Annotated in this window: 25 protein-coding genes and 1 pseudogene; 18 read left to right on the top strand and 8 right to left on the bottom strand. The window is 67.8% G+C overall.

All coding sequences use genetic code 11. The features are described from left to right. Nucleotides 1–32: 32 nt before the first annotated feature. Together N536_RS0136315 and N536_RS0136310 are read left to right on the top strand one after the other, a co-directional pair. Complete coding sequence (locus tag N536_RS0136315; protein ID WP_029118096.1) at nt 33–887, top strand: 3-hydroxybutyryl-CoA dehydrogenase; 855 nt, start codon at nt 33–35, stop codon at nt 885–887. Nucleotides 888–1065: 178 nt separating this feature from the next. After that, nucleotides 1066–1932 (top strand): cyclopropane mycolic acid synthase family methyltransferase, encoded by an 867-nt coding sequence (locus N536_RS0136310; RefSeq protein WP_029118095.1) that lies wholly within the window; start codon nt 1066–1068, stop codon nt 1930–1932. A gap of 15 nt (nt 1933–1947) precedes the next feature. Here N536_RS0136310 and N536_RS0136305 read toward each other — a convergent pair whose 3' ends face one another. Then, complete coding sequence (locus N536_RS0136305) at nt 1948–2817, bottom strand: polyphosphate kinase 2 family protein (RefSeq protein ID WP_029118094.1); 870 nt, start codon at nt 2815–2817, stop codon at nt 1948–1950. A 4-nt stretch (nt 2818–2821) separates the two neighbouring features. After that, a complete protein-coding gene (locus tag N536_RS0136300) occupies nt 2822–3541 on the bottom strand; it encodes a TetR/AcrR family transcriptional regulator (RefSeq protein WP_369798508.1) in 720 nt (239 codons plus the stop codon). A gap of 72 nt (nt 3542–3613) precedes the next feature. Between N536_RS0136300 and N536_RS0136295 the strand changes: the two genes are divergently transcribed. The 6 genes and pseudogenes from N536_RS0136295 to deoC all read left to right on the top strand — a co-directional run bounded on the left by N536_RS0136295 (nt 3614) and on the right by deoC (nt 7529). Then, entirely contained in the window at nt 3614–4954 is a 1341-nt protein-coding gene (locus N536_RS0136295; protein WP_369798509.1) for a DUF445 domain-containing protein, read from the top strand. 87 nt (nt 4955–5041) lie between these two features. Then, the gene (locus N536_RS0136290) at nt 5042–5434 is read left to right on the top strand and encodes a helix-turn-helix domain-containing protein (RefSeq protein WP_029118091.1); all 393 of its coding nucleotides are present in this window, start codon (nt 5042–5044) and stop codon (nt 5432–5434) included. Between the two features lie 575 nt (nt 5435–6009). After that, a pseudogene (locus tag N536_RS43255) lies at nt 6010–6090 on the top strand (heparin-binding hemagglutinin); the annotation flags it as partial. Between the two features lie 59 nt (nt 6091–6149). Further along, complete coding sequence (locus N536_RS0136280; RefSeq protein ID WP_029118089.1) at nt 6150–6434, top strand: DUF2516 family protein; 285 nt, start codon at nt 6150–6152, stop codon at nt 6432–6434. Between the two features lie 4 nt (nt 6435–6438). Next, nucleotides 6439–6852 carry a DUF2599 domain-containing protein gene (locus N536_RS0136275; protein WP_029118088.1) on the top strand — a complete coding sequence of 138 codons (414 nt, stop codon included), beginning with the start codon at nt 6439–6441 and terminating at the stop codon, nt 6850–6852. Nucleotides 6853–6854: 2 nt separating this feature from the next. After that, on the top strand, nt 6855–7529 hold the full coding sequence (gene deoC / locus N536_RS0136270; protein ID WP_029118087.1) for a deoxyribose-phosphate aldolase: 675 nt from the start codon (nt 6855–6857) through the stop codon (nt 7527–7529). Here deoC and N536_RS0136265 read toward each other — a convergent pair. From N536_RS0136265 to N536_RS0136250, 4 genes are read right to left on the bottom strand one after another with little or no spacing between them, the layout of a single operon-like run. Continuing rightward, complete coding sequence (locus N536_RS0136265; protein WP_029118086.1) at nt 7526–8473, bottom strand: DUF2993 domain-containing protein; 948 nt, start codon at nt 8471–8473, stop codon at nt 7526–7528. The two genes, deoC and N536_RS0136265, sit on opposite strands and share 4 nt — an antisense overlap. Further along, on the bottom strand, nt 8470–9285 hold the full coding sequence (locus tag N536_RS0136260) for a carbon-nitrogen hydrolase family protein (protein ID WP_029118085.1): 816 nt from the start codon (nt 9283–9285) through the stop codon (nt 8470–8472). Before N536_RS0136260 ends, N536_RS0136265 begins: the two co-directional genes overlap by 4 nt. A gap of 9 nt (nt 9286–9294) precedes the next feature. Beyond that, entirely contained in the window at nt 9295–10092 is a 798-nt protein-coding gene (locus tag N536_RS0136255) for a hypothetical protein (RefSeq protein WP_029118084.1), read from the bottom strand. A 20-nt stretch (nt 10093–10112) separates the two neighbouring features. After that, nucleotides 10113–10619, bottom strand: coding sequence for a DUF2505 domain-containing protein (locus N536_RS0136250; protein ID WP_029118083.1), 507 nt, complete (start codon nt 10617–10619; stop codon nt 10113–10115). Between the two features lie 26 nt (nt 10620–10645). Here N536_RS0136250 and N536_RS0136245 point away from each other — a divergent pair, with 26 nt between their 5' ends. After that, entirely contained in the window at nt 10646–11698 is a 1053-nt protein-coding gene (locus N536_RS0136245; RefSeq protein WP_029118082.1) for a UDP-N-acetylmuramate dehydrogenase, read from the top strand. Nucleotides 11699–11719: 21 nt separating this feature from the next. Continuing rightward, entirely contained in the window at nt 11720–13009 is a 1290-nt protein-coding gene (locus N536_RS0136240) for an Ig-like domain-containing protein (RefSeq protein ID WP_081809540.1), read from the top strand. Here N536_RS0136240 and N536_RS0136235 read toward each other — a convergent pair. Beyond that, a complete protein-coding gene (locus N536_RS0136235; RefSeq protein WP_029118080.1) occupies nt 12987–13745 on the bottom strand; it encodes an SDR family NAD(P)-dependent oxidoreductase in 759 nt (252 codons plus the stop codon). The genes N536_RS0136240 and N536_RS0136235 overlap by 23 nt on opposite strands. A gap of 194 nt (nt 13746–13939) precedes the next feature. On the opposite strand from N536_RS0136235, the gene N536_RS0136230 reads away from it, so the two are divergent. From N536_RS0136230 to regX, 6 genes are all read left to right on the top strand, one after another. Beyond that, complete coding sequence (locus N536_RS0136230; protein ID WP_029118079.1) at nt 13940–15301, top strand: ROK family protein; 1362 nt, start codon at nt 13940–13942, stop codon at nt 15299–15301. 34 nt (nt 15302–15335) lie between these two features. Continuing rightward, complete coding sequence (gene mshA / locus N536_RS0136225; RefSeq protein WP_029118078.1) at nt 15336–16616, top strand: D-inositol-3-phosphate glycosyltransferase; 1281 nt, start codon at nt 15336–15338, stop codon at nt 16614–16616. 4 nt (nt 16617–16620) lie between these two features. Further along, a complete protein-coding gene (locus N536_RS0136220) occupies nt 16621–17145 on the top strand; it encodes a YbjN domain-containing protein (RefSeq protein WP_029118077.1) in 525 nt (174 codons plus the stop codon). Between the two features lie 49 nt (nt 17146–17194). Then, nucleotides 17195–17938, top strand: a complete 744-nt coding sequence (locus N536_RS0136215; protein ID WP_029118076.1) for a phosphoglyceromutase — start codon at nt 17195–17197, stop codon at nt 17936–17938. A 138-nt stretch (nt 17939–18076) separates the two neighbouring features. Then, nucleotides 18077–19273 carry a cell wall metabolism sensor histidine kinase WalK gene (locus tag N536_RS0136210; protein ID WP_029118075.1) on the top strand — a complete coding sequence of 399 codons (1197 nt, stop codon included), beginning with the start codon at nt 18077–18079 and terminating at the stop codon, nt 19271–19273. 11 nt (nt 19274–19284) lie between these two features. Further along, on the top strand, nt 19285–19971 hold the full coding sequence (gene regX / locus N536_RS0136205) for a two-component sensory transduction protein RegX (protein ID WP_029118074.1): 687 nt from the start codon (nt 19285–19287) through the stop codon (nt 19969–19971). A 9-nt stretch (nt 19972–19980) separates the two neighbouring features. Here the strand turns inward: regX and N536_RS0136200 are convergent, their stop codons facing one another. Continuing rightward, nucleotides 19981–20757, bottom strand: coding sequence for a hypothetical protein (locus tag N536_RS0136200; protein ID WP_029118073.1), 777 nt, complete (start codon nt 20755–20757; stop codon nt 19981–19983). Nucleotides 20758–20791: 34 nt separating this feature from the next. Between N536_RS0136200 and N536_RS0136195 the strand changes: the two genes are divergently transcribed. Then, complete coding sequence (locus N536_RS0136195; RefSeq protein WP_029118072.1) at nt 20792–21778, top strand: Ppx/GppA phosphatase family protein; 987 nt, start codon at nt 20792–20794, stop codon at nt 21776–21778. Beyond that, nucleotides 21775–22833, top strand: a complete 1059-nt coding sequence (locus tag N536_RS0136190) for a hypothetical protein (RefSeq protein ID WP_029118071.1) — start codon at nt 21775–21777, stop codon at nt 22831–22833. Before N536_RS0136195 ends, N536_RS0136190 begins: the two co-directional genes overlap by 4 nt. The last annotated feature ends 9 nt before the right edge of the window (nt 22834–22842 follow it).

Below are 22842 nucleotides of genomic sequence, written 5' to 3'. Positions count from 1 at the left end.
CTGACGGCTGTCCGGAGTCCAAGGGAGTTGCAGTGACTATCGAACGAGTTGGCGTGATCGGCGCCGGGCAGATGGGCGGCGGCATCGCCGAGGTGAGTGCGAAGGCTGGTGCGCAGGTCTTGGTGTACGAGCCCGCAGCTGAGCTGCTGGATGCCGGCAAGGCCCGCATCACCGCGTCGCTGGACCGGGCCGCGGCCAAGGGCAAGCTCAGTGCCGAAGATCGCGATGCCACGCTCGGCCGGCTGGCCTTCACCACGAACCTGGCGGACTTCGCCGACCGGCAGCTGGTGATCGAGGCGATCGTCGAGGACGACAAGGTCAAGGCCAAGGTCTTCGCCGAGCTGGACGAGATCATCACCGACCCGGACGCCGTGCTGGCGTCGAACACGTCCAGCATCCCCATCATGCGGATCGCCGCGGCCACCAAGAATCCACAGCGCGTGCTTGGCCTGCACTTCTTCAATCCGGTGCCGGTGCTTCCCCTCGTCGAGCTCATCTCGACGCTGGTCACCTCGGACGACGCGCTGAAGCGAACCGAGGAGTTCGCGGGCTCGGTGCTGGGCAAGCAAGTCGTGCGCTGCTCCGACCGTTCCGGATTCGTGGTGAACGCCCTGCTGGTGCCCTACCTGCTCTCGGCCATCCGGATGGTCGAGGCCGGGTTCGCCACCATCGAGGACGTCGACAAGGCCGTGGTGGCCGGGCTGTCGCATCCGATGGGTCCGCTGCGGCTCTCTGACCTGGTCGGGTTGGATACCTTGAAGCTCATCGCCGACAAGATGTACGAGGAGTTCAAGGAGCCGCTCTACGGCCCGCCGCCGCTCTTGCTGCGCATGGTCGAGGCCGGCCAGCTCGGGAAGAAGTCGGGGCAGGGCTTCTATTCGTACTGATATTGACGGTCGCTTGGGCAATTTCGGCGACACGCCGCTAGCAACCCGCCTATTCGTTAGCTAGGCTACGTTGTGGTAGTGTCCCTGGCGACTTGGTCGGGGGCCTTGTGCAGCAGGCTTTTTCGCCAAGCTCCGCTACCTGGCCGTCGTTCACCGGACGAGGACGAGGGGTAGCCATATGTCAGAGCTCGAGCTGTCGCCGTATTACGAAGAGTCTCAGTCGATCTACGACATTTCCGATGAGTTCTTCGCCTTGTTCCTAGGCCCGACCATGGGCTACACGTGCGCCTACTTCGAGCGCGACGACATGACGCTGGAACAAGCGCAAATCGCGAAGTTCGATCTCGCACTTGGCAAGCTCGACCTTCGGCCCGGCATGACATTGCTCGACGTGGGGTGCGGCTGGGGCGGTGCCCTGGAGCTCGCCGTGGAGAAGTACGACGTCAACGTGATCGGAATCACGCTGAGCCGCAATCAGTTCGAGTACAGCTCCGCGAGGCTCGCGAAGGTTTCATCGTCACGCTCGGTGGACGTGCGGCTGCAGGGCTGGGAGGAATTCGACGAGCCGGTCGATCGAATCGTGTCGATCGGCGCGTTCGAGGCGTTCAAGAAGGAGCGTTATCCCGCGTTCTTCGAGAAGGCGTACGGGATCCTCCCGAGCGACGGGCGGATGCTGCTGCACACGATCCTCGCGCACACGCAGAAGTTCTTCCGCGAGAACGGCATCACGGTCACCATCAGCGATCTGAAGTTCATGCAGTTCATCGGCAAGGAGATCTTCCCCGGAGGCGAGCTTCCCGCCACCGAGGACATCGATCGGCTGGCAGCGGATTCGGGTTTCACGCTGACGCGCACGCATCTGCTGCGCCCGCACTATGCCCGCACGCTGGAGATGTGGGCCCAGAATCTGCAGGACAACAAGGTCGAGGCCATCGCCATCACGTCCGACGAGATCTATGAGCGCTACATGAAGTATCTGACCGGTTGCGCCGACTTCTTCCGTCGCGGCATCACCAACGTCGGCCAGTTCACCCTGGTCAAATAGGCGCTCGGCGGAGCTTCAGGCCGAAGCCAGTCGCTTCTTCTCCGCCTCGACGTCGAAATCGGCTGGCGGCCAACTGAGGTCGAGACCTTCCAGTGCCTCGATCAGCAATTCGGTGATGGCCAGTCGCGCATACCACTTGCGGTCGCAGGGAATGACGTGCCACGGTGCGTATTCCGTCGAGGTGCGGTCCAGCACTGCCTGGTAGGCCTCCTGGTACTTCGGCCACAACAGGCGCTCGTCGATGTCGGCGGGGTTGTACTTCCAGTACTTGTCGGGGCGGTCCAGCCGCTTGGCGAGCCGCTTGCGCTGCTCGTCGAGCGAGACGAACATGGCGACCTTGACGACCGTCGTGCCGCCGTCGACCAACTCCTTCTCGAAGGCATTGATCTCGTCGTAGCGGGCGCCCCACACGTCGGGCGGCACCAGGTCGTGCACGCGCACGATCAGCACGTCCTCGTAATGCGAGCGGTCGAACACCCCGAGGTGGCCGGCCGTGGGAAGCGCGTTGCGGATCCGCCACAGGTAATCATGTGTCAGCTCCTCGTCCGTGGGCTTGCCGAAGCTGGTGTATTGAATGCCTTGCGGGTTTCCTGCTCCCACAACGTGTTTGACGATGCCGCCCTTGCCCGCGGTGTCCATGCCCTGTAGGACCAGCAGTACCGAGCGGGTGTCGCCGGACCGGCTGCTCGCGTAGAGCATCTCCTGCAGCGTGGCGAAGCGTTCGTTGCGTTCGGTTTGCAGGTCGGGTGCATCGCTCTTGGACCCCTTGAATCCAGGGGTGGCGTGGGTGTCGATGTCGGATACCAGCGAGCCGGGCCTGAACTCGAGGTGAACGTGCGGCTCGTGTGTCCAGAGGGAGGGGAGATCGTCGCCGTTGGGGCTCATCCCATCAGTCAAGCAGTCGCGCAGGCAGAATCGGCGACGGATGCGACATCGCGTTGAATTTCTCGAGCGATCCGCCCACTTCCACGATGCCGCACAGTGCGTTCCAGGACAGCATCGTCAGGTAGTCGATCAGCTCGTCGGCCGTCATCCTGGGGTGTGACATCCAGGAGTGGGTGGCCAACTGCACGCCGCCGACGATCATGAACGCCCACGGCTGAGCGCCATGCGTGTCCATTCCGACCTGCTGCATCCGTCGGCGCAGCATGACCCCGAGCATCCGCGCGATGATCTTCTCCGACTCGGCAACGGCCTTGCTCTTGCTCGCCGAGCTGTTGGCCATCACGAACGGGTAGATCTCGGGTTCGGCGGCGACGGTGTCGACGTAGACCCGGATGATTTCGCGGGTCAGGTCGAAGCCGTCGAGGTTCGACGACAGCGCGGCCGCCATGTTGGGGATCAACGTCGTCTGCGCGAACCGCATCATCACAGCCGTCGTCAGGTCGTTCTTGTCGACGAAGTAGCGGTACAGCACCGTCTTGGAAACACCGATCTCCGCGGCGATCTCGTCCATGCTGACGTTGCTGCCGCGTCGGCGGATCGCTTCGAGCGTCCCGTCGACGAGCTCGCTGCGGCGATCGACTTTGTGCTGGTGCCAGCGTCGTTTGCGACCGTCGGTCTTGATCACCCCCGCTGGGGTTTGTTGTGCCACTGTCGCGCAATCCATTCCCTAGTTCCCCTTGATAATACGGCTGATCCGCCGACCATGGCCGATCGGATCGGGACCGCCGGTGGCGCGATGGCGGATGATGGAAGCGTGGTACACCGTTTCCCACCAGGACACACGGCCGAGCCGCGCCAGGGTTTTGCCGAATCACTGGCCGGAGCCGACTCGGCCGCGGACGCCGAGCGGCGCCGCGGACTGCGCCGGATGAAGGTCGTCGCGGTGAGTTTCCTGCTCGCAGCGACCGTGATCTTCCTGCTGTGCACGTGGGCGCAGTCCGTCGGTGCCGCACCCTGGGTCGGTTACGTGCGGGCCGCCGCCGAGGCGGGCATGGTCGGCGCGCTGGCCGACTGGTTTGCGGTGACGGCCCTGTTCAAGCACCCGCTCGGCATCCCGATCCCGCACACCGCGATCATCAAGCGCAAGAAGGACCAGCTGGGCGAGGGCCTCGGCGCCTTCGTCAGGGAGAACTTCATGTCGCCCGCGGTCGTGGAGACCAAGCTCCGCGACGCCGAGGTGGCCGGGCGGATGGGCAAGTGGCTATCCGACGCCTCGCACGCCGAGCGGGTCGCCGCGGAGGCGTCGACGGTGTTGCGGGTGTTGGTCGAGATGCTGCGTGACGAGGACGTGCAGCAGGTGCTCGACCGGATGATCGTCAAGCGGATCGCCGAGCCGCAGTGGGGCCCACCGATCGGCCGGGTGCTGGCCAGCCTGTTGCAGGAGGGGCGTCAGGAGGCGCTGATCCAGTTGCTGGCCGACCGGGCGTTCGAGTGGTCCCTGAATGCCGGCGAGGTCATCGAGAGGGTCATCGAGCGGGACTCGCCGACCTGGTCGCCGCGCTGGGTGGACCACCTGGTCGGGGACCGGATCCATCGCGAGTTGATGGACTTCACCGACAAGGTGCGGCGCAACCCCGACCACGAACTTCGCCGCTCGGCCACCAAGTTCCTGTTCGAGTTCGCCGCCGATCTGCAGCACGACGAGGCGACGATCGCGCGCGCCGAGAACGTCAAGGAACAGATCATGGCGCGCGACGAGGTCGCGAGGGCCGCCGAGACGGCGTGGACCGCGGCCAAGCGCATCATTCTGGAGTCCGTGGACGACCCGTCGTCGGCACTGCGCTCACGCATCGCCGATTCGGTGGTGCACATCGGTGAGTCGTTGCGCGACGACTCGGAGCTGCGCGACAAGGTCGACAACTGGATCGTGCGGGCTGCCCAGCACCTCGTCGAGCAGTATGGGACGGAGATCACAGCGATCATCACCGAGACCATCGAGCGCTGGGACGCGGACGAGGCCAGTCGGCGCATCGAATTGCACGTTGGCCGTGACCTGCAATTCATCCGGATCAACGGCACGGTGGTGGGTTCGCTCGCCGGCCTCGCGATCTATTCGATAGCCCAGCTACTGTTCTGACCTGCGCTAGCAAGTGCTTGCAAAAGTTAGCACCCCGTCGTACGGTTGATTTCGAAGCCAACCGGTTAATCGCAGAGGGGGTCGAACATGCCGCAGGACGAGAAGCTGGCAGCTGTCGTCACCAACGCTGCGCAGGACATCGGGAGTTTCATCCGAAGTCAGCGCGAAGCCGCGCAGGTGTCGGTCCGGCAGCTGGCCGAGAAGGCCGGTGTCAGCAATCCCTACCTGAGCCAGATCGAGCGGGGATTGCGCAAGCCGTCCGCCGACGTGCTCAACCAGATCGCGAAGGCGTTGCGAGTGTCCGCCGAAGTGCTGTACGTGCGGGCCGGGATCTTGGAACCGAGCGAGCCGAGTGAGGTCCGGGACGCCATCGTCTGTGACACCGCGATCACCGAGCGGCAGAAGCAGGTGCTGCTCGACATCTATACGTCGTTTTGCGAACAGAACGAAGCCGTAGATGAGGAGCCCGTCACTGACTGATTCCCGATCTACCGCTCACTAGAAAAACGACATCAACAAAGAATCCGAGAGAGGAACCATCCAACATGGCCGAGAAGAATCAGCCCACCATCGAAGACCTGAAGGCTCCGCTGCTCGCCGCCGTCGGCGCCGCAGACCTGGCGCTGGCCACCGTGAATGAGATCGTGGTCACGCTGCGTGAGCGTGCCGAAGAGGCCCGCACCGACGCGAGCACCCGTGTCGAGGAGCGCCGCGCGCGCCTCACCAAGCTGCAGGAAGAGCTGCCCAGCCAGGTCACCGAGATCCGCGATCGCCTGAACAGCGACGAGCTGCGCAAGGCCGCCGAGGGTTACGCGGAGGCCGCGACGGCCACGTACAACAAGCTCGTCGAGCGTGGCGAGGCCGCGCTGGAGCGCCTGCGTAGCCAGCCCGGCTTCACCGATGCCGCCGGCCGCGTCGAGAGCGTGACCGACCAGGCCGTCGAGCTAACGCAGGACGCGCTGGGCACCGTCGCCACCCAGACCCGCGCGGTCGGCGAGCGCGCCGCCAAGCTGGTCGGCGTCGAGCTGCCGAAGCGGGCCGAGAAGGCTGCCGCTCCGGCAAAGGCAGCTGCCAAGAAGGCCCCGGCCAAGAAGGCTCCCGCCAAGAAGGCCCCGGCCAAGAAGGCTCCGGCCAAGAAGGTCACCCAGAAGTAGCGCATTAGACCAGGGGGACGTAACCCGCATAGGCTTGAGGCGTGCAGCCGCAGAGCCTTGTGGGTTACGTCCTTCTCGTCATTCAGGTGGGCGCGTTGGTGTTGGGCGCGTACGCCTTCGTGCACGCCGCGATCCAGCGTCCCGACGCCTACACCGCCGCCGAGAAGATGACCAAGCCGATCTGGCTTGCCATCCTCGGCGGCACCGTCGTCTTGGCGTTCGTCCTGGGAGCGCCCGTCGGCTCCGCGATCGTGATCTGCGCGGCAGGCGTCTACATCGTCGACGTCCGGCCCAAGATCCTCGAAGTCCAGGGAAAGTCGCGCTGACCCAATGCGCATACTGATCGCCGCGGCGGCCCTATCCCTCACCGCGGCAGTCGGCTTGAGCGCCGGTACCGCGTCGGCCGACCCCGTTGCCGGCCCCCCGTTCGTCGATCACTCCGAGTGGGTGCACTGGGGCGACCTGTCCAGCCTGCGGGTCTTTCCGACCGTGTCGGGACGTGAAGCCGCCCGCCAACCCGGCACCACCGCGCAGGCCGACGAGGCGTGGACCGAAGTGCTGACTCAATCGCCCGACGCCGACATCCCCGGCATGCGTGAGCAGTTCATGTGTCATTGGCAGTGGGCCGAATTCGCGGAGCCCGGCAAGGCCAGCTGGAACCTCGAGCCCTGGCGTCCCGAGGTCGACGCCACCACGATGCTCACGGCCGGGTGCAACCCCGGCGGCACGGAAGAACCGTTCTAGCCGTGGGCTACTCGAGGGCCGACGTGGCGGCGCTGGTCGACCACACGCTGCTCAAACCCGAGGCCACCCCCGCCGACGTGACCGCTCTGGTCGCCGAGGCCGTCGACCTCGGCGTGTTCGCGGTGTGCGTGTCGCCGTCGCTGGTGTCCGCCGCGACACCGGCCCCGCGATTCGGCGTGGCCATCGCCACCGTCGTCGGATTCCCTTCCGGCAAGCACCTTTCCGCGGTCAAGGCGCACGAGGCGATGGCCGCCGTCGCAGCAGGCGCCGCAGAGGTCGACATGGTGATCGACGTCGGCGCCGCGATCGCCGGTGACTTCGACGCGGTGCGCGACGACGTGGCCGCGGTACGTGCCGCGGTGCCCGACGTGCTGCTGAAGGTGATCGTCGAGTCGGCCGCGCTGTTGGCCGGCGGCGGCGATCAGACCCTCATCGAGGCGTGCCGGGCAGCCGTTGACGCCGACGCGGACTTCGTGAAGACCTCGACGGGATTCCACCCTGCCGGCGGCGCCTCGGTGCACGCCGTACAGCTCATGGCAGCCACCGTCGGCGACGGGCTCGGCGTGAAGGCCAGCGGCGGCATCCGCACGGCGGCCGACGCGACGGCCATGCTCGACGCGGGTGCGACCCGGCTAGGGCTGTCCGGGACGCGCGCGGTGCTCGACGGGTTTGGCTAGACCCCCGCGAAGCAGGGATCGTCCCCACCCGCCGGAATGGTCGCGTTCTGCGTGGAGAACTTCGCCGTCACCCCGGTGTCGTCCACCCCGACGCTGTCGGCGTGGATGCCGAGTGGATAGTCCTTCGTCAGCTGGGTGCTGAACGCGTCCAGCGCGGGCTGGACCGCCTCGCGGGGCAACGTGAAGCCCAGCCCGGTCAGCTCCTGGACCTCGAGCGCGATGCCGTTGTCGACGACCTGCGGCTTGGTGATGATGCTGCCCAACGCGGCCTCGAGTTCGATGGTGCCGTCGGACGGGTTGGTGGTGACGCCGGTGATGAAGCTGCCGACCAGGGGGATCGAGTCCTGGAGGGTCTCCTTGATGCCTGCGGCCGTCCAGGTGATCGTGGCGTTGACCGCGCCGATCGTGCCCTTCGAATTGCCCTTGTCCTCGAGCCGGACGTCGTCGACCTTGATGTCGGCCTTCATCCCCTTGGCCTCGCGGATCTGGTTGCCCTCGGTGCTGATCGAGATGTTTCCGTAGTGACCCGTCATGTGCTGCCACAGGAACGGGCTGGCACCGAACGACACCTTGGCACCGTCCTGCACGACGCACGACACGGCCCTGGCCACCACGTCGTCCGCGCGGCCGCGGGCGTACAGCTCGGCGCCGACCACACCAGCGGCGACCAGCGCCAACACGATCACCACGACCAACGTGATGGACAGCGGATCCCGGATGATGCGCGTGAACAGTGAACCGCTCTTGGGGGGCGGCGCGCCGTCTTCACCGGGCGCGGGCGGGTAGTTCTGCGGCGGCGGATAGTTGGGCGGCACGCCGTAGCTCGGTGGCGGTTGGTTCGGCGGGGGACCCTGCGCAGGGCTCTGCTGGGTGGGCGGCTCGCCAGTCGGCGGCTGCTGGCCGGGCGGAACCTGGTTGGCCGGATTGGCCCAGGGATCGGTCACCCCAGCGATTGTGCCCTACCCGACGAAGTGAACGCCGTGCGGTTGCGGAGGACCGCGATGGTCTCCCGTGCCTTCTCCACGGCGGCGAGGTCGACGTCGGAGACCAGCAGTTGCGGATCGGAGCCCGCCGCGACCACCACTTCGCCGAGCGGGGAGACCACCAGACTGCCGCCGACGCCGGTCGGTCCTGACGCGGCGATCTGCTCGCCCGGGTAGGCCTGATCCACCGCAGCGACGACGCTGTTGGTGTCCAGCGCACGGGCGCGTGCCAGCAGCGTCCACTGCTCGAGCTTCCCGGGCCCTGCGCCCCATGACGCATGCACGGTGATGACCTGCGCGCCCCGCTGCGCGAGTTCGACGTAGAGCTCGGGAAACCGGACGTCGTAGCAGGTGGTCAAACCGACGCCGACGCCATCGACGGTAATCAGAACCGGCTCGAAACCCGGTGCAACCGTTCGTGATTCGCTGAAGCCGAACGCGTCGTACAGGTAGATCTTGTGGTAGTGCGCGTCCACCCCGGGGCCGGCCGCGACGAGTGTGTTGGTCACGCGCCCGTCGTCGCTCGGACAGAACATCCCGGCCACCACGGTCAGGCCGTGGCGCTGGGCAATGGCGCGCACGCCGTCCGCCCACGGTCCGTCCAGTGGCTGGGCGATCGGCGCCAGCGGCACCCCGAACCGGCACATCGTCGCCTCGGGGAACACCACCAGTTGCGCGCCGGCGTCCGCGGCCTGGCGGGTGTAGTCCTCGACGAGGCCGAGGTTGGCCGACGGGTCCGTGCCGGACAGGATCTGCGCGAGGGCAATCCGCATGTCACCAGCCTACTGAGGCGCCACCGTCTCCCATGGGACAGAGAGCACGCCGTCGCGCATCCGCCGCCGCGGTGGTTCGACGGGGAATCCCTCGTCGCGCAGCACGTCGAGCATTGCGCGCCAGCGCGCCCGCGGCCCGAACACGCCATGACCCGCCGCGCTCGCCCACGCCCGATCGGCAGCGGTCAGCAGCGCGTGCACCGGTTGGCCGGCGACGTTGTGGTGGATCAGCACCTTGGGTAGCCGCTCGGCCAGATCGGACGGCCTCTCGATAGCGAACGGATCGCATGCCAGCACGAGGCTCACCGGACCGTCGGCGTTCAGCAGCACCCAGCAGCACCGCCTGCCGAGCTCGTCGCACGTGCCGTCGATGACCAGGCCGCCGGGCGCGAGCCGGGTCGTCATCGTCGACCATGCGTCGGGCACCGCGTCGACGTCGTACTGACGTAGCACGTTGAAGGCGCGCACCAGCACCGGCGCAAGCCCGGCCAATTCGAAACCACCCAAGGCGAATTCGACGTCGGCTCGCAACGCCATCGCCGCGGCGGCACGCGCGGCGTGCACGCGCTCGGGATGAATCTCCAACCCCACCACTCGGACGTCGGGCCGCACCGCCCGCAGCCGCGCCGACAGTTCGAGGGTCGTCACCGGCAGCGCGCCGTAGCCGAGGTCGACCACGAGCGGATCGGCCGCGGCGAGCAGCGCCGCGCGCACGCGCGAATCGTGAACCAACCAGCGGTCGCTGCGCCGCAACCGGTTGTAGCCGGTCGTGCCCCGCGTCGGTTGCCCGACGGGCGGCAAGCGCATGCGGCCATTTTACGGCGCAGTCAGCCGTTATCCCTGATCCACTCGGTCGTGAACCGCTGCTCGGCGATCAGCAGCTCCACCAATTGGCTGCCGATGAAGCTCTCCACCTTGCCGCCGATGAGCGGGATCCGGACTTCCACGGTGGCCCTGAACTCCAGCCGCGAGCCACCGTCGGCGGGCTTCAGCACCCCGGTGCCGGTCAGCGACGCGGGTGCGCGGGGGATCGTGCCCTTGATGCTGGCTGTCGCCTGCCCGTCGGTGACCGGGCTCCACGTCTCCTCGCGCACGAAACTCAGGTCGCCGTGGTGGAACTGGGAGACGACGCCGGGCAGGCGGTCCGACCGCAGCGTCTGCGTCGTGATCACGTCCACGCCACCGTCGTCGTCGACGGTCATCGAGTCCAGTGTGGCCTTGTCCGCGCCCGAGCGGGCCAGGCGTTCCAGCCAGTACCGCTCATCACGGAACGCCTGATGAACCTGGTCGACGGTGCCTTCGTACTCGGCTGCCATGTCGAAGGAACGCGGCATAGCCGATCACGCTACCGTTACCGCCCGTGGTCAGTTCGCAATTCGCGGGGGCGTCGGTCCGGCACGACGTGCCGTTGGCCCCGTTGACCACACTGCGCATCGGGCCCATCGCGCATCGCCTGATCACGTGTGACACCACCGAAAAGGTCGTCGACGTCCTGCGCGCGCTGCCCGCCGAGGACACCCTCGTCCTGGCAGGCGGCTCCAACGTCGTGATCGCCGACCACCTCACCGACCTCACCGTCGTCCATCTGCAGAACACCGAGATCACGGTCGACGGCGCCGTGCTGCGGGTGGAGGCCGGTGCGCTGTGGGATGACGTGGTCGTCACGTCCTTGGCGCACGGCCTGGGCGGGCTCGAATGTCTGTCCGGCATACCGGGATCGGCCGGGGCGACGCCGGTGCAGAACGTCGGGGCGTACGGCGCCGAGGTCGCCGACACGATCAGCCGGGTACGCCTACTCGACCGGCGCACGGGGGAGGTCCGCTGGGTCGCGCCGGACACGCTGGGCTTCGGGTACCGCCGCAGCGTGCTGAAGGACTCCCTCGACGCCGTCGTCCTCGAGGTCGAGTTCACGTTGGACGCCGACGGCCGCAGTGCGCCGTTGCGGTACGGCGAGTTGGCTACGGCGCTGGCCGCCGATCCGGGCGCCCGCGTGGAGGCGACCCGGGTCCGTGACGCCGTCCTGGCGTTGCGCGCGCGCAAGGGCATGGTCCTCGACGACGGCGACCACGACACGTGGAGCGTCGGGTCCTTCTTCACCAACCCCGTCGTCACGCCAGAGGCGTTCCAGCGACTGCAGGCGCAAAACGACGGCCCGGTGCCCAACTACCCCGCGCCCGACGGCGTGAAGTTGGCGGCAGGCTGGCTGGTCGAACGCGCAGGATTCGGCAAGGGCTACCCCGGCGAGGCCGCTTCCGCGCGGCTGTCGACCAAGCACGCGCTCGCGCTGACCAACCGCGGCACCGCCACCACGGCCGACGTAATTGCGCTGGCCAGGACGGTCCGCGACGGGGTGCGCGCCACGTTCGGGATCGATCTCACACCCGAGCCGATTCTGATTGGGTGCGCAATCTAGGTACTCTCGATCCACGTGGGGATCAACCGGCGGCAAGCACTGACCGCAATCGCGGTAGGGGCGTCGGGTGTTTTGGCCGCGTGTGCCGGCAACCCGCTGCAGGGCAAACCCGAACCCGAGGCCCCGCCGGCCGCGCCGAAGATCACGTACAAGCCCGACAACGCGGCCAGTGACGTGGTTCCGACCTCGCCGATCGGCATCGACGTCGAGAACGGCTGGTTCCAGCGCGTCGTGCTCACCAACGCCGACGGCAAGCCCGTCGCGGGCGCCATCAACCGCGATCGCACGTCGTTCACCACCACCGAACCACTGGGTTACGGCGTGGTCTACACGTGGGGCGGTTCCGTCGTCGGTCGCGACGGCAAGGCCATCCCGCTCGCGGGCAGCTTCACCACGGTCACCCCTGACACCCAGGTCAACGGACAGTTCCAACTCGCCGACGGTCAGGTGGTCGGCGTGGCGGTGCCCATCATCCTGCAGTTCGACGCCTCGATCAGCGACAAGGCATCGGTGGAGAAGGCACTCAAGGTCACGACCACCCCGCCGGTCGAGGGCAGCTGGGCCTGGCTGCCCGACGAGGTCGGCGGATCGCGCGTGCACTTTCGGACCCGCGAGTACTACCCGGCGGGCACCAAGGTCAGTGTCGCCGCCAAGTTGTACGGCGTGCCCTTCGGCGACGGTGCGTTCGGCGCGCAGGACGTGACGCTCGACTTCGAGATCGGCAGGCGCCAGGTGGTCAAGGCCGAAGCGTCGTCGCACCAGATCGAGGTGATCACCGACGCGGGCACGATCATGACCCTCCCGTGCAGCTACGGCGAAGCCGACCAGCCACGCAACGTGACGCGCAGCGGCGTTCACGTGGTCACCGAGAAGTACGAGGACTTCTACATGACCAACCCGGCCGCCGGCTACAGCAACGTGCACGAGCGGTTCGCGGTGCGGATCTCCAACAACGGCGAGTTCATCCACGCCAACCCGGCCAGCTCCGGCGCGCAGGGCAACACCAACGTCACCAACGGGTGCATCAACCTGTCGACGTCCGACGCCCAGCAGTACTTCAACACCGCCATGTACGGCGACCCGGTCGAGGTGACGGGTACCTCGATCCAACTGTCCTACGCCGACGGCGACATCTGGGACTGGGCCGTGGACTGGAACGAGTGGAAGTCGATGTCCGCGCTGTCCACCGAACAAAGTCCCGCCAACATTCCCAGCACGGCCCCGGCCACGCCCACCGACGCGCCCACGCTGTCGGGCACGCCGACGACCACCACCCCGCCGGTTCCGACTACGGCGAATCCGGGCGGGTGAACTTCCGCGTCGCGCTGGCCTGATCCCTTGGCCGGATCACGATCTGGTCCAGGTTGACGTGCGACGGCCGCGACGCCACGAAGCCGATCACCTCGGCGACGTCCTCGGCCACCAGCGGCGTCAGTCCCTGATACAGCGCGTCGGCGCGCTCACGGTCGCCACCGAACCGGACGACGGAGAACTCCGTCTCCACCATTCCCGGCGCAATCTCGGTGAGCCGCACCGGTTTTCCCAACAGTTCGCCGCGCAGGGTGCGGTGCAGCGCGCTCTGCGCGTGTTTGGCCGAGGTGTATCCGGCGCCACCGTCGTAGATCTCGAAGGCCGCGATGGAGGTGATGGTGACGACCAGCCCGTCGCCGGAGTCGATCAGTTTGGGCAGCAGGGCACGGGTCACGCGCAGGGTGCCCAGAACGTTGGTCTCCCACATCCACCGCCAGTGCTCGAGGTCGGCATCGGCCACCGGCTCGGTGCCCTTGGCGCCGCCGGCGTTGTTCACCAGCACGTCGACGCGGTCGAGACTGGCTGCCAGCGCGTCCACCGCGTCCTGGTCAGTGACGTCCGCCACACTCGCGGTGCCGCCGATCCGGTCGGCAAGGGCCGTGATGCGGTCCTTGCGACGCCCCACGCAAACCACGTGAAAACCAAGCCCGGCAAGAGTTTTCGCGGTCGCCTCACCAATTCCCGAGCTGGCGCCGGTGACCACTGCGACCCGCTGGGGGGATTCGAATGCCGTCATTCCCCCAACTTTAGTTGGCGTGCTAAGTTCTCCACGTGTTCGCTAGTCAGACCTCCCGCTTCGCCGTTCGGCGTGCGTGTTGTTGTTGTCGCGCTTCTCGCCGCGCCTGACTGAACCGCGGACGTCTTCGTCCTAGATGAGTCGCAGGTGTGGCCCGGACCCCACCAGCCGACTACTTCCAAAGGACACACCCCGTGCGCACCACCACCGCCACCCCCGTCATCACCCCCTCTGCTTCGGTCGCGGGCGTTCGTCAGGCACCCTCCGCGCACACCAAGCGCGCGCTGTCGCCCGCGGCAGGCAGGCTCCCTCGGGCCCGCTCGCTGCACATCGTGGCCCCCTCGCTGCGCGTCGCCGAGGCCGCCGCCGCATCCGTCTTCGGCGCCGCGCGACTGCGCGGACCGATCGCGCGTGACGTCATCGCCCAGGTCACCGGCCTGAGCATCGCGACGGTCAACCGCCAGGTCACCGCCCTGCTGGACGCGGGAGTGCTTCGCGAGCGCGCCGACCTGGCCGTGTCCGGTGCGATCGGACGGCCCCGGGTGCCGGTCGAGGTGAACCACGAACCCTTCCTGACGCTTGGCATCCACATCGGCGCCCGGACCACCAGCATCGTGGCCACCGACCTGTTCGGTCGCACACTCGACGTGGTCGAGACGCCGACCCCGCGGGGCACGCAGGACGCCGCCCTCGCGTCACTGGCGGCAAGCGCGCGCCGCTACCTCGGCCGCTGGCACCGGCGTCGCCCGCTGTGGGTCGGCGTCGCCGCGGGCGGCGTCGTCGACAGCGACACCGGACACCTCGATCACGCCCGGCTCGGCTGGGTGGACGCCCCGGTCGGTCCGGTCCTCGCCGAAACTCTCGGCCTGCCAGTGTCTTTGGCGTCGCACGTGGATGCCATGGCCGGTGCCGAGCTGCTGCTCGGGGTGCGCCGGTTCAGCGCCCAAACTGGATCGGATGTCGCCGGCCGGACGGCTCCGGGGACCAGCCTGTACGTCTACGCCCGCGAAACCGTCGGCTATGCGCTGTCCATCGGCGGTCAGGTGCACTCGCCCGCGAGCGGTCCCGGCACCATCGCGGCGCTTCCCGCGCAATCGGACCTGCTGGGTGGCAGCGGGCTGCTGGAGTCGACGGTCAGCGACGAGGCGGTCGTGACGGCGGCGCGCAGGCTGAAGATCGTGCCGGCCGAGGGCCCCGCCTCGACGATCACGGCGGTGTTGCGCGCAGCCCGTCAAGGCAGCGAGCAGGCAGCAGCGCTGTTGGCGGAGCGCGCACGGGTGCTCGGCGAGGCCGTGGCACTGCTGCGCGACATGCTCAACCCCGATGACCTCGTCGTCGGCGGGCAGGCGTTCACCGAGTATCCCGAAGGCATGGCGCTGGTCGAGGCCGCGTACCAGCAGCGCTCCGTGCTCGCGCCACGCGACATCCGAGTCACGGCCTTCGGCAACCGTATCCAGGAAGCCGGGGCCGGCGTGGTGTCACTCGGCGGCCTGTACGCCGACCCGATCTCGGCGATGCGCCGGGCCCAGAGCCGTCGCATCGAATCGACCGCCTGACGAGGCCTCACGCGCACCGGTGTAAGTATGGGGTGTGCGCGTAGCCGTCTTGTCGGTCCATACCTCGCCGTTGGCCCAGCCGGGTACCGGCGACGCCGGTGGGATGAACGTCTACGTGCTGCAGAGCGCACTGGAGATGGCCCGCCGCGGCGTCGAGGTGGAGATCTTCACCCGCGCGACGTCGTCCGCGGACCAGCCGGTCGTGCGGGTGGCGCCCGGCGTGCTGGTGCGCAACGTGGTCGCGGGCCCGTTCGAGGGGCTCGACAAGTACGACCTGCCCACCCAGCTGTGCGCCTTCACCGCGGGCGTGCTGCGCGCGGAGGCCAACCACGAACCCGGCTACTACGACATCGTGCACTCGCACTACTGGCTATCGGGTCAGGTCGGCTGGCTGGCCAGGGACCGCTGGGCAGTTCCGCTGGTGCACACCGCGCACACGCTCGCCGCGATCAAGAACGCCGCACTGGCGACCGGTGACGCGCCCGAGCCGCCGTTGCGGGCGGTGGGTGAGCAGCAGGTGGTCGACGAGGCCGACCGGTTGATCGTGAACACCGAAGATGAAGCGCGACAACTGGTTTCGCTGCACAACGCGGATCCCGACCGTATCGACGTCGTACATCCCGGCGTCGACCTCGCCACGTTCACCCCCGGCGACAAGCGCGCCGCGCGGGCTGCGCTCGGCCTGGCCGCCGACGAAGACGTGGTGGCGTTCGTCGGCCGCATCCAACCGCTCAAGGCGCCCGACGTGTTGCTGCGGGCGGTCGCGAAGTTGCCCGGTCTGCGCGTCCTCATTGCGGGCGGACCGTCGGGCAGCGGGCTGGCCAGCCCCGACGGGCTCGTCCGGCTCGCCGACGAACTGGGCATCGCCGACCGGGTGACGTTCCTGCCGCCGCAGTCCCGCGAGCAACTGGTCAACGTGTACCGGGCCGCCGACGTGGTGGCGGTGCCCAGCCATTCGGAGTCGTTCGGCCTCGTCGCGATCGAGGCGCAGGCCTGCGGCACCCCGGTGGTGGCCGCCGCGGTGGGCGGACTGCCGGTCGCGGTGCGTGACGGCGTCAGCGGGGTATTGGTGCCCGGCCACGACATCGACGACTGGGCCGCCGCCATCGACGGGGTGTTCCGGCGCGGACCCGAAACGATGCGCGCCGCCGCGATCGCGCACGCCGCCACGTTCTCGTGGGCGCACACCGTGGACTCGCTGCTGGACAGTTACGGCCGCGCCATCACCGCGTACCGGGCCCGCCACCAGCGCCGCGACCTTGGGGCCCGCCGCAACGGCCGGCGCTTCTCGATCCGGCGGGGCATCCGAGCGTGAGCGCATGACCAACACCGTCCAGGACCTGATCGAGGAGACGCTCAAGGAACACGACCTCGTCTACACGCATCACGAGGGCGTGCGCGGCGGGCTGCCGGGTCTGGTCGTCCAGCTGCCGGGGGAGCGGCGGCTGGTGACGAACACGATCCTGTCGATCGGTGAGCATTCGGTGCGCGTCGAGGCGTTCGTCTGCCGCAAACCCGACGAGAACTTCGAGGGCGTCTACAAGTTCCTGCTCAAGCGCAACCGCAGGCTCTACGGTGTGGCCTACACGCTGGACAACGTCGGCGACATCTATCTCGTCGGACGGATGGCTCTGCACTCGGTGACGCCCGACGAGATCGACCGCATTCTCGGCCAGGTGCTCGAGGCCGTCGATCAGGACTTCAATACGTTGCTGGAGTTGGGTTTTCGGACGTCGATCCAGAAGGAATGGGATTGGCGGGTGTCGCGCGGTGAGTCGCTGAAGAACTTGAAGGCCTTCGAGCACCTCATCGACGAGCGCGATGGTGGGTCGGCGGAGTCGTAGCGGCACGAGCGCTCGCGCGGCGCATCGCGCCCCGGGATAGCATTCACGCATGGCGACGCTGGTGCTGCTCCGTCACGGCGAGAGCGATTGGAACGCGCTGAACCTGTTCACGGGTTGGGTGGACGTCGATCTCACGGACAAGGGCAGGGCCGAAGCCGCACGCGGTGGTGAACTGATGGCCGAGCAGGGTGTGCTGCCCGACGTGCTGTACACCTCGCTGCTGCGCAGGGCCATCACCACCGCGCACCTCGCCCTGGACAAGGCCGATCGGCTGTGGATTCCCGTCCATCGCACGTGGCGGCTCAACGAGCGGCACTACGGGGCGCTGCAGGGCCTGGACAAGGCCGCCACCAAGGAAAAGTACGGCGAAGAGCAGTTCATGGCGTGGCGGCGCAGCTACGACACCCCGCCGCCGCCCATCGAACCCGGCAGCGAGTACAGCCAGGACCGCGACCCGCGCTACGCCGACATCGGCGGCGGCCCGCTCACCGAGTGCCTGGCCGACGTCGTCGCACGGTTCGTGCCGTACTACACCGAGACCATCGTGCCGGACCTCAAGGCGGGCAAGACGGTGCTGATCGCCGCGCACGGCAACTCGCTTCGCGCGCTGGTCAAGTACCTGGACGGGATGTCCGACGAGGACGTGGTCGGGCTGAACATCCCCACCGGGATCCCGCTGCTCTACGACCTCGACGAGAGCCTGAAGCCCACGGTCCCCGGCGGGACCTACCTCGACCCGGACGCCGCAGCCGCAGGCGCCGCCGCGGTGGCCGCTCAGGGTGCCGCCAAATAACGTCCGCAGCCCCTCCGAGGCGAACACTCGGTGAACACGGGTGAACGGAGTCCGAACTCCTGTGTTTGAGTTTGTGACGCGCCCCATTTTGGCCGCACGCTGCTGGGATGGCGTTCACTCAATGCGTACGATTTGCTCGTGAGTGTGGTGTCCGCGCTGGTGATGGCGGCAGTCGTGGCGTTACTCACGCTGGCGTTGGGCGTGGCGATCGGCGTCGCGTTGCTACCGCGCATCAACGAGCGCAGGCAGCGCCGGGCCGTCGAACACGACGGCATCACGATCTCGCAGATGCTGGCCCGCATCGTCTCTCTGGCGCCGGTGGGGGTGGTCGTCGTCGACACCTACCGTGACGTCGTCTACATCAACGACCAGGCCCGGGAGCTCGGCCTGGTACGGGACCGGTTGCTCGACGACCGCGCCTGGTCCGCGGCGCAGCACACGCTTGCCACTGGGGAAGACGTCGATCTCGACCTTTCGCCCGCAAAGCGCCAGACCCCTGGGCGCTCCGGCCTTTCGGTGCGGGGCCACGTGCGGCTGCTGACCGAGGACGACCGGCGATTCGCGGTGGTCTACGTCGACGACCAGTCCGAGCACGCCAGGATGGAGGCGACGCGGCGCGACTTCGTCGCCAACGTCAGCCACGAGCTCAAGACCCCGGTCGGCGCGATGGGCGTACTCGCCGAGGCGCTGTTGGCGTCGACCGACGATCCCAAGACCGTGAGCCGGTTCGCGGAGAAGATGGTCACCGAGGCCAACCGGCTGGGCAACATGGTCGGCGAGCTGATCGAGCTGTCCCGGCTGCAAGGCGCCGAACCGCTGCCCGACCTCGACGCCGTCGACGTGGACACCGTGGTGGCCGAGGCGATGTCCCGGTACAAGCTGGCCGCCGACAACGCCGACATCGCGATCACCGCCGATGCGCCGACCGGGTACCGCGTGCTCGGCGATCAACCGCTGCTGGCGACGGCCATCGCGAATCTGATCTCCAACGCCATCGCGTACTCGCCCGACGGTTCGTCGGTGTCGATCAGCAGGCGCAAGCGCGGCGACAACGTCGAGATCGCCGTGACCGACCGCGGCATCGGCATCGCCCAGGCCGACCAGGAACGGGTCTTCGAGAGATTCTTCCGCGTCGACAAGGGGCGGTCCCGAGCCACCGGCGGCACGGGTCTGGGGTTGGCGATCGTCAAGCACGTCGCCGCCAACCACAACGGTTCCATCCGGCTGTGGAGTCAGCCGGGCACCGGGTCGACGTTCACGTTGTCGATTCCCGCATACCCCGATACCGACGATGATCAGAGCGATCAACCCCAGCGGTCGGTAACCCAAAAATAGGAGGCATTCCCGTGACCAGTGTGTTGATCGTGGAGGACGAGGAGTCCCTGGCCGATCCCCTGGCATTCCTGTTGCGCAAGGAGGGCTTCGAAGCGACGGTCGTCGGTGACGGCCCGTCGGCGCTAGCCGAATTCGAGCGTTCGGGTGCCGACATCGTGTTGCTCGACCTGATGCTGCCCGGAATGAGCGGCACCGACGTGTGCAAGCAATTGCGTTCGCGTTCAAGCGTGCCCGTGATCATGGTGACTGCGCGCGACAGTGAGATCGACAAGGTCGTCGGGCTGGAACTCGGCGCCGACGACTACGTCACCAAGCCGTACTCGGCGCGCGAACTGATCGCCCGCATTCGGGCGGTGCTGCGGCGCGGAATCGACACGGATGATTCCGGCATCGGTGACGGGGTGCTGGAGGCCGGCCCCGTGCGGATGGACGTGGAACGGCACATCGTTTCGGTCAACGGCGAACAGATCATGTTGCCGCTCAAGGAGTTCGACCTGCTCGAGTACCTGATGCGCAACAGCGGCCGGGTGCTCACCCGCGGCCAGCTCATCGACCGGGTGTGGGGTGCCGACTACGTCGGCGACACCAAGACGCTCGACGTGCACGTCAAGCGTCTCCGGTCGAAGATCGAAGCCGATCCGGCCAGCCCGGTGCATCTCGTCACCGTGCGCGGTCTGGGCTACAAGCTCGAAGGCTGATACCGGCGCTTACTGCGCGGCGCGCGTTGCGGGGTGGATGGCGATCAGCCCAAGGGCGCTGCGTCGCTTGCACATCGCCGCCAGCTCGGTGTACGCCTTCTCGCCGAGTAGCTCGGTGAGTTCCGGGCCGTAGGACTGCCACACCTGCCGGGAACCGGTGTGCGCGGCAGGATCTCCGGTGCAGTACCAGTGCAGGTCCGCCCCGCCCTCGCCCCAGCCGCGCCGGTCGTACTCGGTGATGGTGGTCTTCAGGATGTCGGTGCCGTCGGGGCGGGTGACCCATTCCTGACTGCGCCGGATCGGCAGCTGCCAGCACACGTCCGGCTTCATGGTCAGCGGTTCGACGCCGAGCTTGAGCGCCTTGCTGTGCAGTGCACAGCCGATGCCGCCCTCGAAGCCGGGCCGGTTCAGAAAGATGCAGGCGCCCTTGTACTTCCGCGTGCGATGGTTGGGCTTGCCGTCGTACTCGTCCATCTCCAGGTAGCCTTTGCGGCCAAGGCCCTTGTCCCGGAACTGCCAGTCCTCGTCGGTCAGTTGGCTGACCGCGTCGTCCAGACGGGCGCGGTCGTCGTCGTCGGACAGGAACGCCCCGTGCGAGCAGCAGCCGTCGTCGGGTCTGCCCTCGACGGTGCCCTGGCAGGCAGGCGTGCCGAATACGCACGTCCACCGTGACAAGAGCCACGTCATGTCGGCAGCGATCAGATGTTCTGGGTTGTTGGGGTCGTAGAACTCCACCCATTCCCGGGCGAAGTCCAGTTCCACCTCTCCACGGTGCGGTCCGCTCACGGAATACAACGGTAGACCCGATAACGTGGGTCTCGTGCGATTGGGCGTGCTCGACGTGGGTAGCAACACAGTTCATCTACTCGTGGTGGACGCACGCCGTGGTGGCCATCCCACGCCGATGAGTTCGACGAAGGCGTCGCTTCGGCTCGCGGAGGCCATCGACTCGTCGGGCAAGTTGACGCGCAAGGGCGCCGACAAGCTGGTCGACACCATCGACGAGTTCGCCAAGATCGCGACGAGTTCGGGCTGCGCCGAGCTGATGGCCTTCGCCACGTCGGCGGTCCGCGACGCCACGAACTCGGAGGACGTCCTCGCCAGGGTGCTCGCCGAGACGGGCGTCGAACTGAAGGTGCTCAGCGGGGTCGACGAATCCCGGCTCACCTTCCTCGCTGTGCGGCGCTGGTACGGCTGGAGCGCGGGTCGGATCATCAACATCGACATCGGCGGCGGTTCGCTGGAGTTGTCGAGCGGCGTCGACGAGGAACCCGAGGTGGCGTTGTCGCTGCCGCTCGGTGCGGGCCGACTCACCAGGGAATGGCTGCCGGAGGATCCGCCGGGACGCCGCCGCGTGGCGATGCTTCGGGATTGGCTGACCACCGAGATGGCCGACGCCGGGGCGAAGGTGCTCGACGCGGGCGCCCCGGATCTGACCGTGGCGACCTCGAAGACCTTCCGGTCGTTGGCGAGACTCACCGGTGCGGCGCCCTCGGGCGCGGGACCGCGCGTGAAGAGGACACTGACAGCAGCGGGACTCAGGCAGCTCATAGCTTTCATCTCTAGGATGACCGCGGCTGACCGAGCGGAACTGGAAGGGGTGAGCGCCGAGCGGGCGCCACAGATCGTGGCGGGCGCGTTGGTGGCTGAGGCGAGCATGCGAGCACTTGCGATCGACACAGTGGACATTTGCCCCTGGGCGTTGCGAGAAGGACTCATTTTGCGGAAACTCGACAGTGAGGCCGACGGAACCGCCTTGATGGAGATATCCGCAGGCTTAGCCAGGGCCAGGGGCAACACACGATGACAGAACCACAGGACAGCCACAGCAGCACCCGGCCGATCTCGGTCGCCGAGTTGTTGGCCAGGAACGGCACCATCGGGGCTCCACCGGTCGGTGGCCGACGGCGTCGTCGGCGCGGCAACAGCGACTCCGTCACCGTCGCCGAGCTGACGGGCGAGATCCCCATCGTGACCGAGGACTCCGACGTCGAGGAATCCGTCGAGCCCGAGCACTTTGAGCCCGAGCACTTCGAGTCCGAGCACGTCGAGGACGTCGAGACCGACGTCGACGAGGCGTCGTTCGACGAACCCGACCAGACCGCCGCGGCGCAGCCCACCAACGGGGTCAGCGCGCGCGCCACGCGGCCGGCACCCGACACCACCGACGCCGAGGCCGATTACGCCGCTCACGTGGAGCAGCGTGACGCCGAGCCCGAACTCTTCGACTTCACTGCGCCGCCGCGGCGTCCGGTGACGGCTCCGCGCACCGGCGGATTCGTGTCGACGGGCGGCGCCGAGCAGATGAGCCCGGACCCCCTCATCGACGACGAGGAGCCCGACGACCACCTCGCCCTGCTCGACATCGACCACGACGACGACGACCATGCCGAGGCGGTCGACTTCGACGCCGGCTCCGAGGCGCCGCCGAGTGTGTCGCCGACCTACCGCAGGTCCGGTACCGACACGCTGTTCGGCGGTCAGTCCGTCGCGGACGAGCAGGCACGCCGCGGACGCCAGCCCGGGCCCGAGGACATCGACCTCGGCGAGGAGCACGACGCGCTCGACGACGTCGCGGAGGAAGCACCCGAGAAGCCGGGATCCTCGTTCGTCCGTGGCGTCTGGGTAGTGGCTCAGTGCATGCTCGCCGTCGCCTTCGGCGCAGGCCTGTTCATCGCGTTCGACCAGTTGTGGAAGTGGAACAGCATCGTCGCGCTGGTGCTCGGCGTCCTGGTCATCCTCGGCCTGGTGGTCGGGGTGCGGGTGGTGCGCAAGACCGAGGACATCGGCAGCACGCTGATCGCGGTGGTCGTTGGGGCGATGGTCACAATCGGGCCACTGGCTCTGCTCCAGGCACACTGACGCATCACA

Source organism: Mycobacterium sp. URHB0044 (assembly GCF_000620625.1).
Classification (GTDB): Bacteria; Actinomycetota; Actinomycetes; order Mycobacteriales; family Mycobacteriaceae; genus Mycobacterium.
Note: the sequence above shows the minus strand (reverse complement) of the source record. Positions and strands in the feature narration are given on the sequence as shown.

Bases quoted from the DNA above. Each gene is read 5' to 3' on its own strand.
- N536_RS0136275 (WP_029118088.1), top strand. From the start codon at position 6,439: ATGCGCATACTGATCGCCGCGGCGGCCCTATCCCTCACCGCGGCAGTC.
- N536_RS0136290 (WP_029118091.1), top strand. From the start codon at position 5,042: ATGCCGCAGGACGAGAAGCTGGCAGCTGTCGTCACCAACGCTGCGCAG.
- N536_RS0136295 (WP_369798509.1), top strand. From the start codon at position 3,614: ATGGCGGATGATGGAAGCGTGGTACACCGTTTCCCACCAGGACACACG.
- N536_RS0136255 (WP_029118084.1), bottom strand. From the start codon at position 10,092: ATGCGCTTGCCGCCCGTCGGGCAACCGACGCGGGGCACGACCGGCTAC.
- N536_RS0136190 (WP_029118071.1), top strand. From the start codon at position 21,775: ATGACAGAACCACAGGACAGCCACAGCAGCACCCGGCCGATCTCGGTC.
- N536_RS0136250 (WP_029118083.1), bottom strand. From the start codon at position 10,619: ATGCCGCGTTCCTTCGACATGGCAGCCGAGTACGAAGGCACCGTCGAC.
- N536_RS0136260 (WP_029118085.1), bottom strand. From the start codon at position 9,285: ATGCGGATTGCCCTCGCGCAGATCCTGTCCGGCACGGACCCGTCGGCC.
- N536_RS0136305 (WP_029118094.1), bottom strand. From the start codon at position 2,817: ATGAGCCCCAACGGCGACGATCTCCCCTCCCTCTGGACACACGAGCCG.
- N536_RS0136310 (WP_029118095.1), top strand. From the start codon at position 1,066: ATGTCAGAGCTCGAGCTGTCGCCGTATTACGAAGAGTCTCAGTCGATC.
- N536_RS0136220 (WP_029118077.1), top strand. From the start codon at position 16,621: ATGACCAACACCGTCCAGGACCTGATCGAGGAGACGCTCAAGGAACAC.
- N536_RS0136215 (WP_029118076.1), top strand. From the start codon at position 17,195: ATGGCGACGCTGGTGCTGCTCCGTCACGGCGAGAGCGATTGGAACGCG.
- N536_RS0136300 (WP_369798508.1), bottom strand. From the start codon at position 3,541: ATGGATTGCGCGACAGTGGCACAACAAACCCCAGCGGGGGTGATCAAG.
- N536_RS0136235 (WP_029118080.1), bottom strand. From the start codon at position 13,745: ATGACGGCATTCGAATCCCCCCAGCGGGTCGCAGTGGTCACCGGCGCC.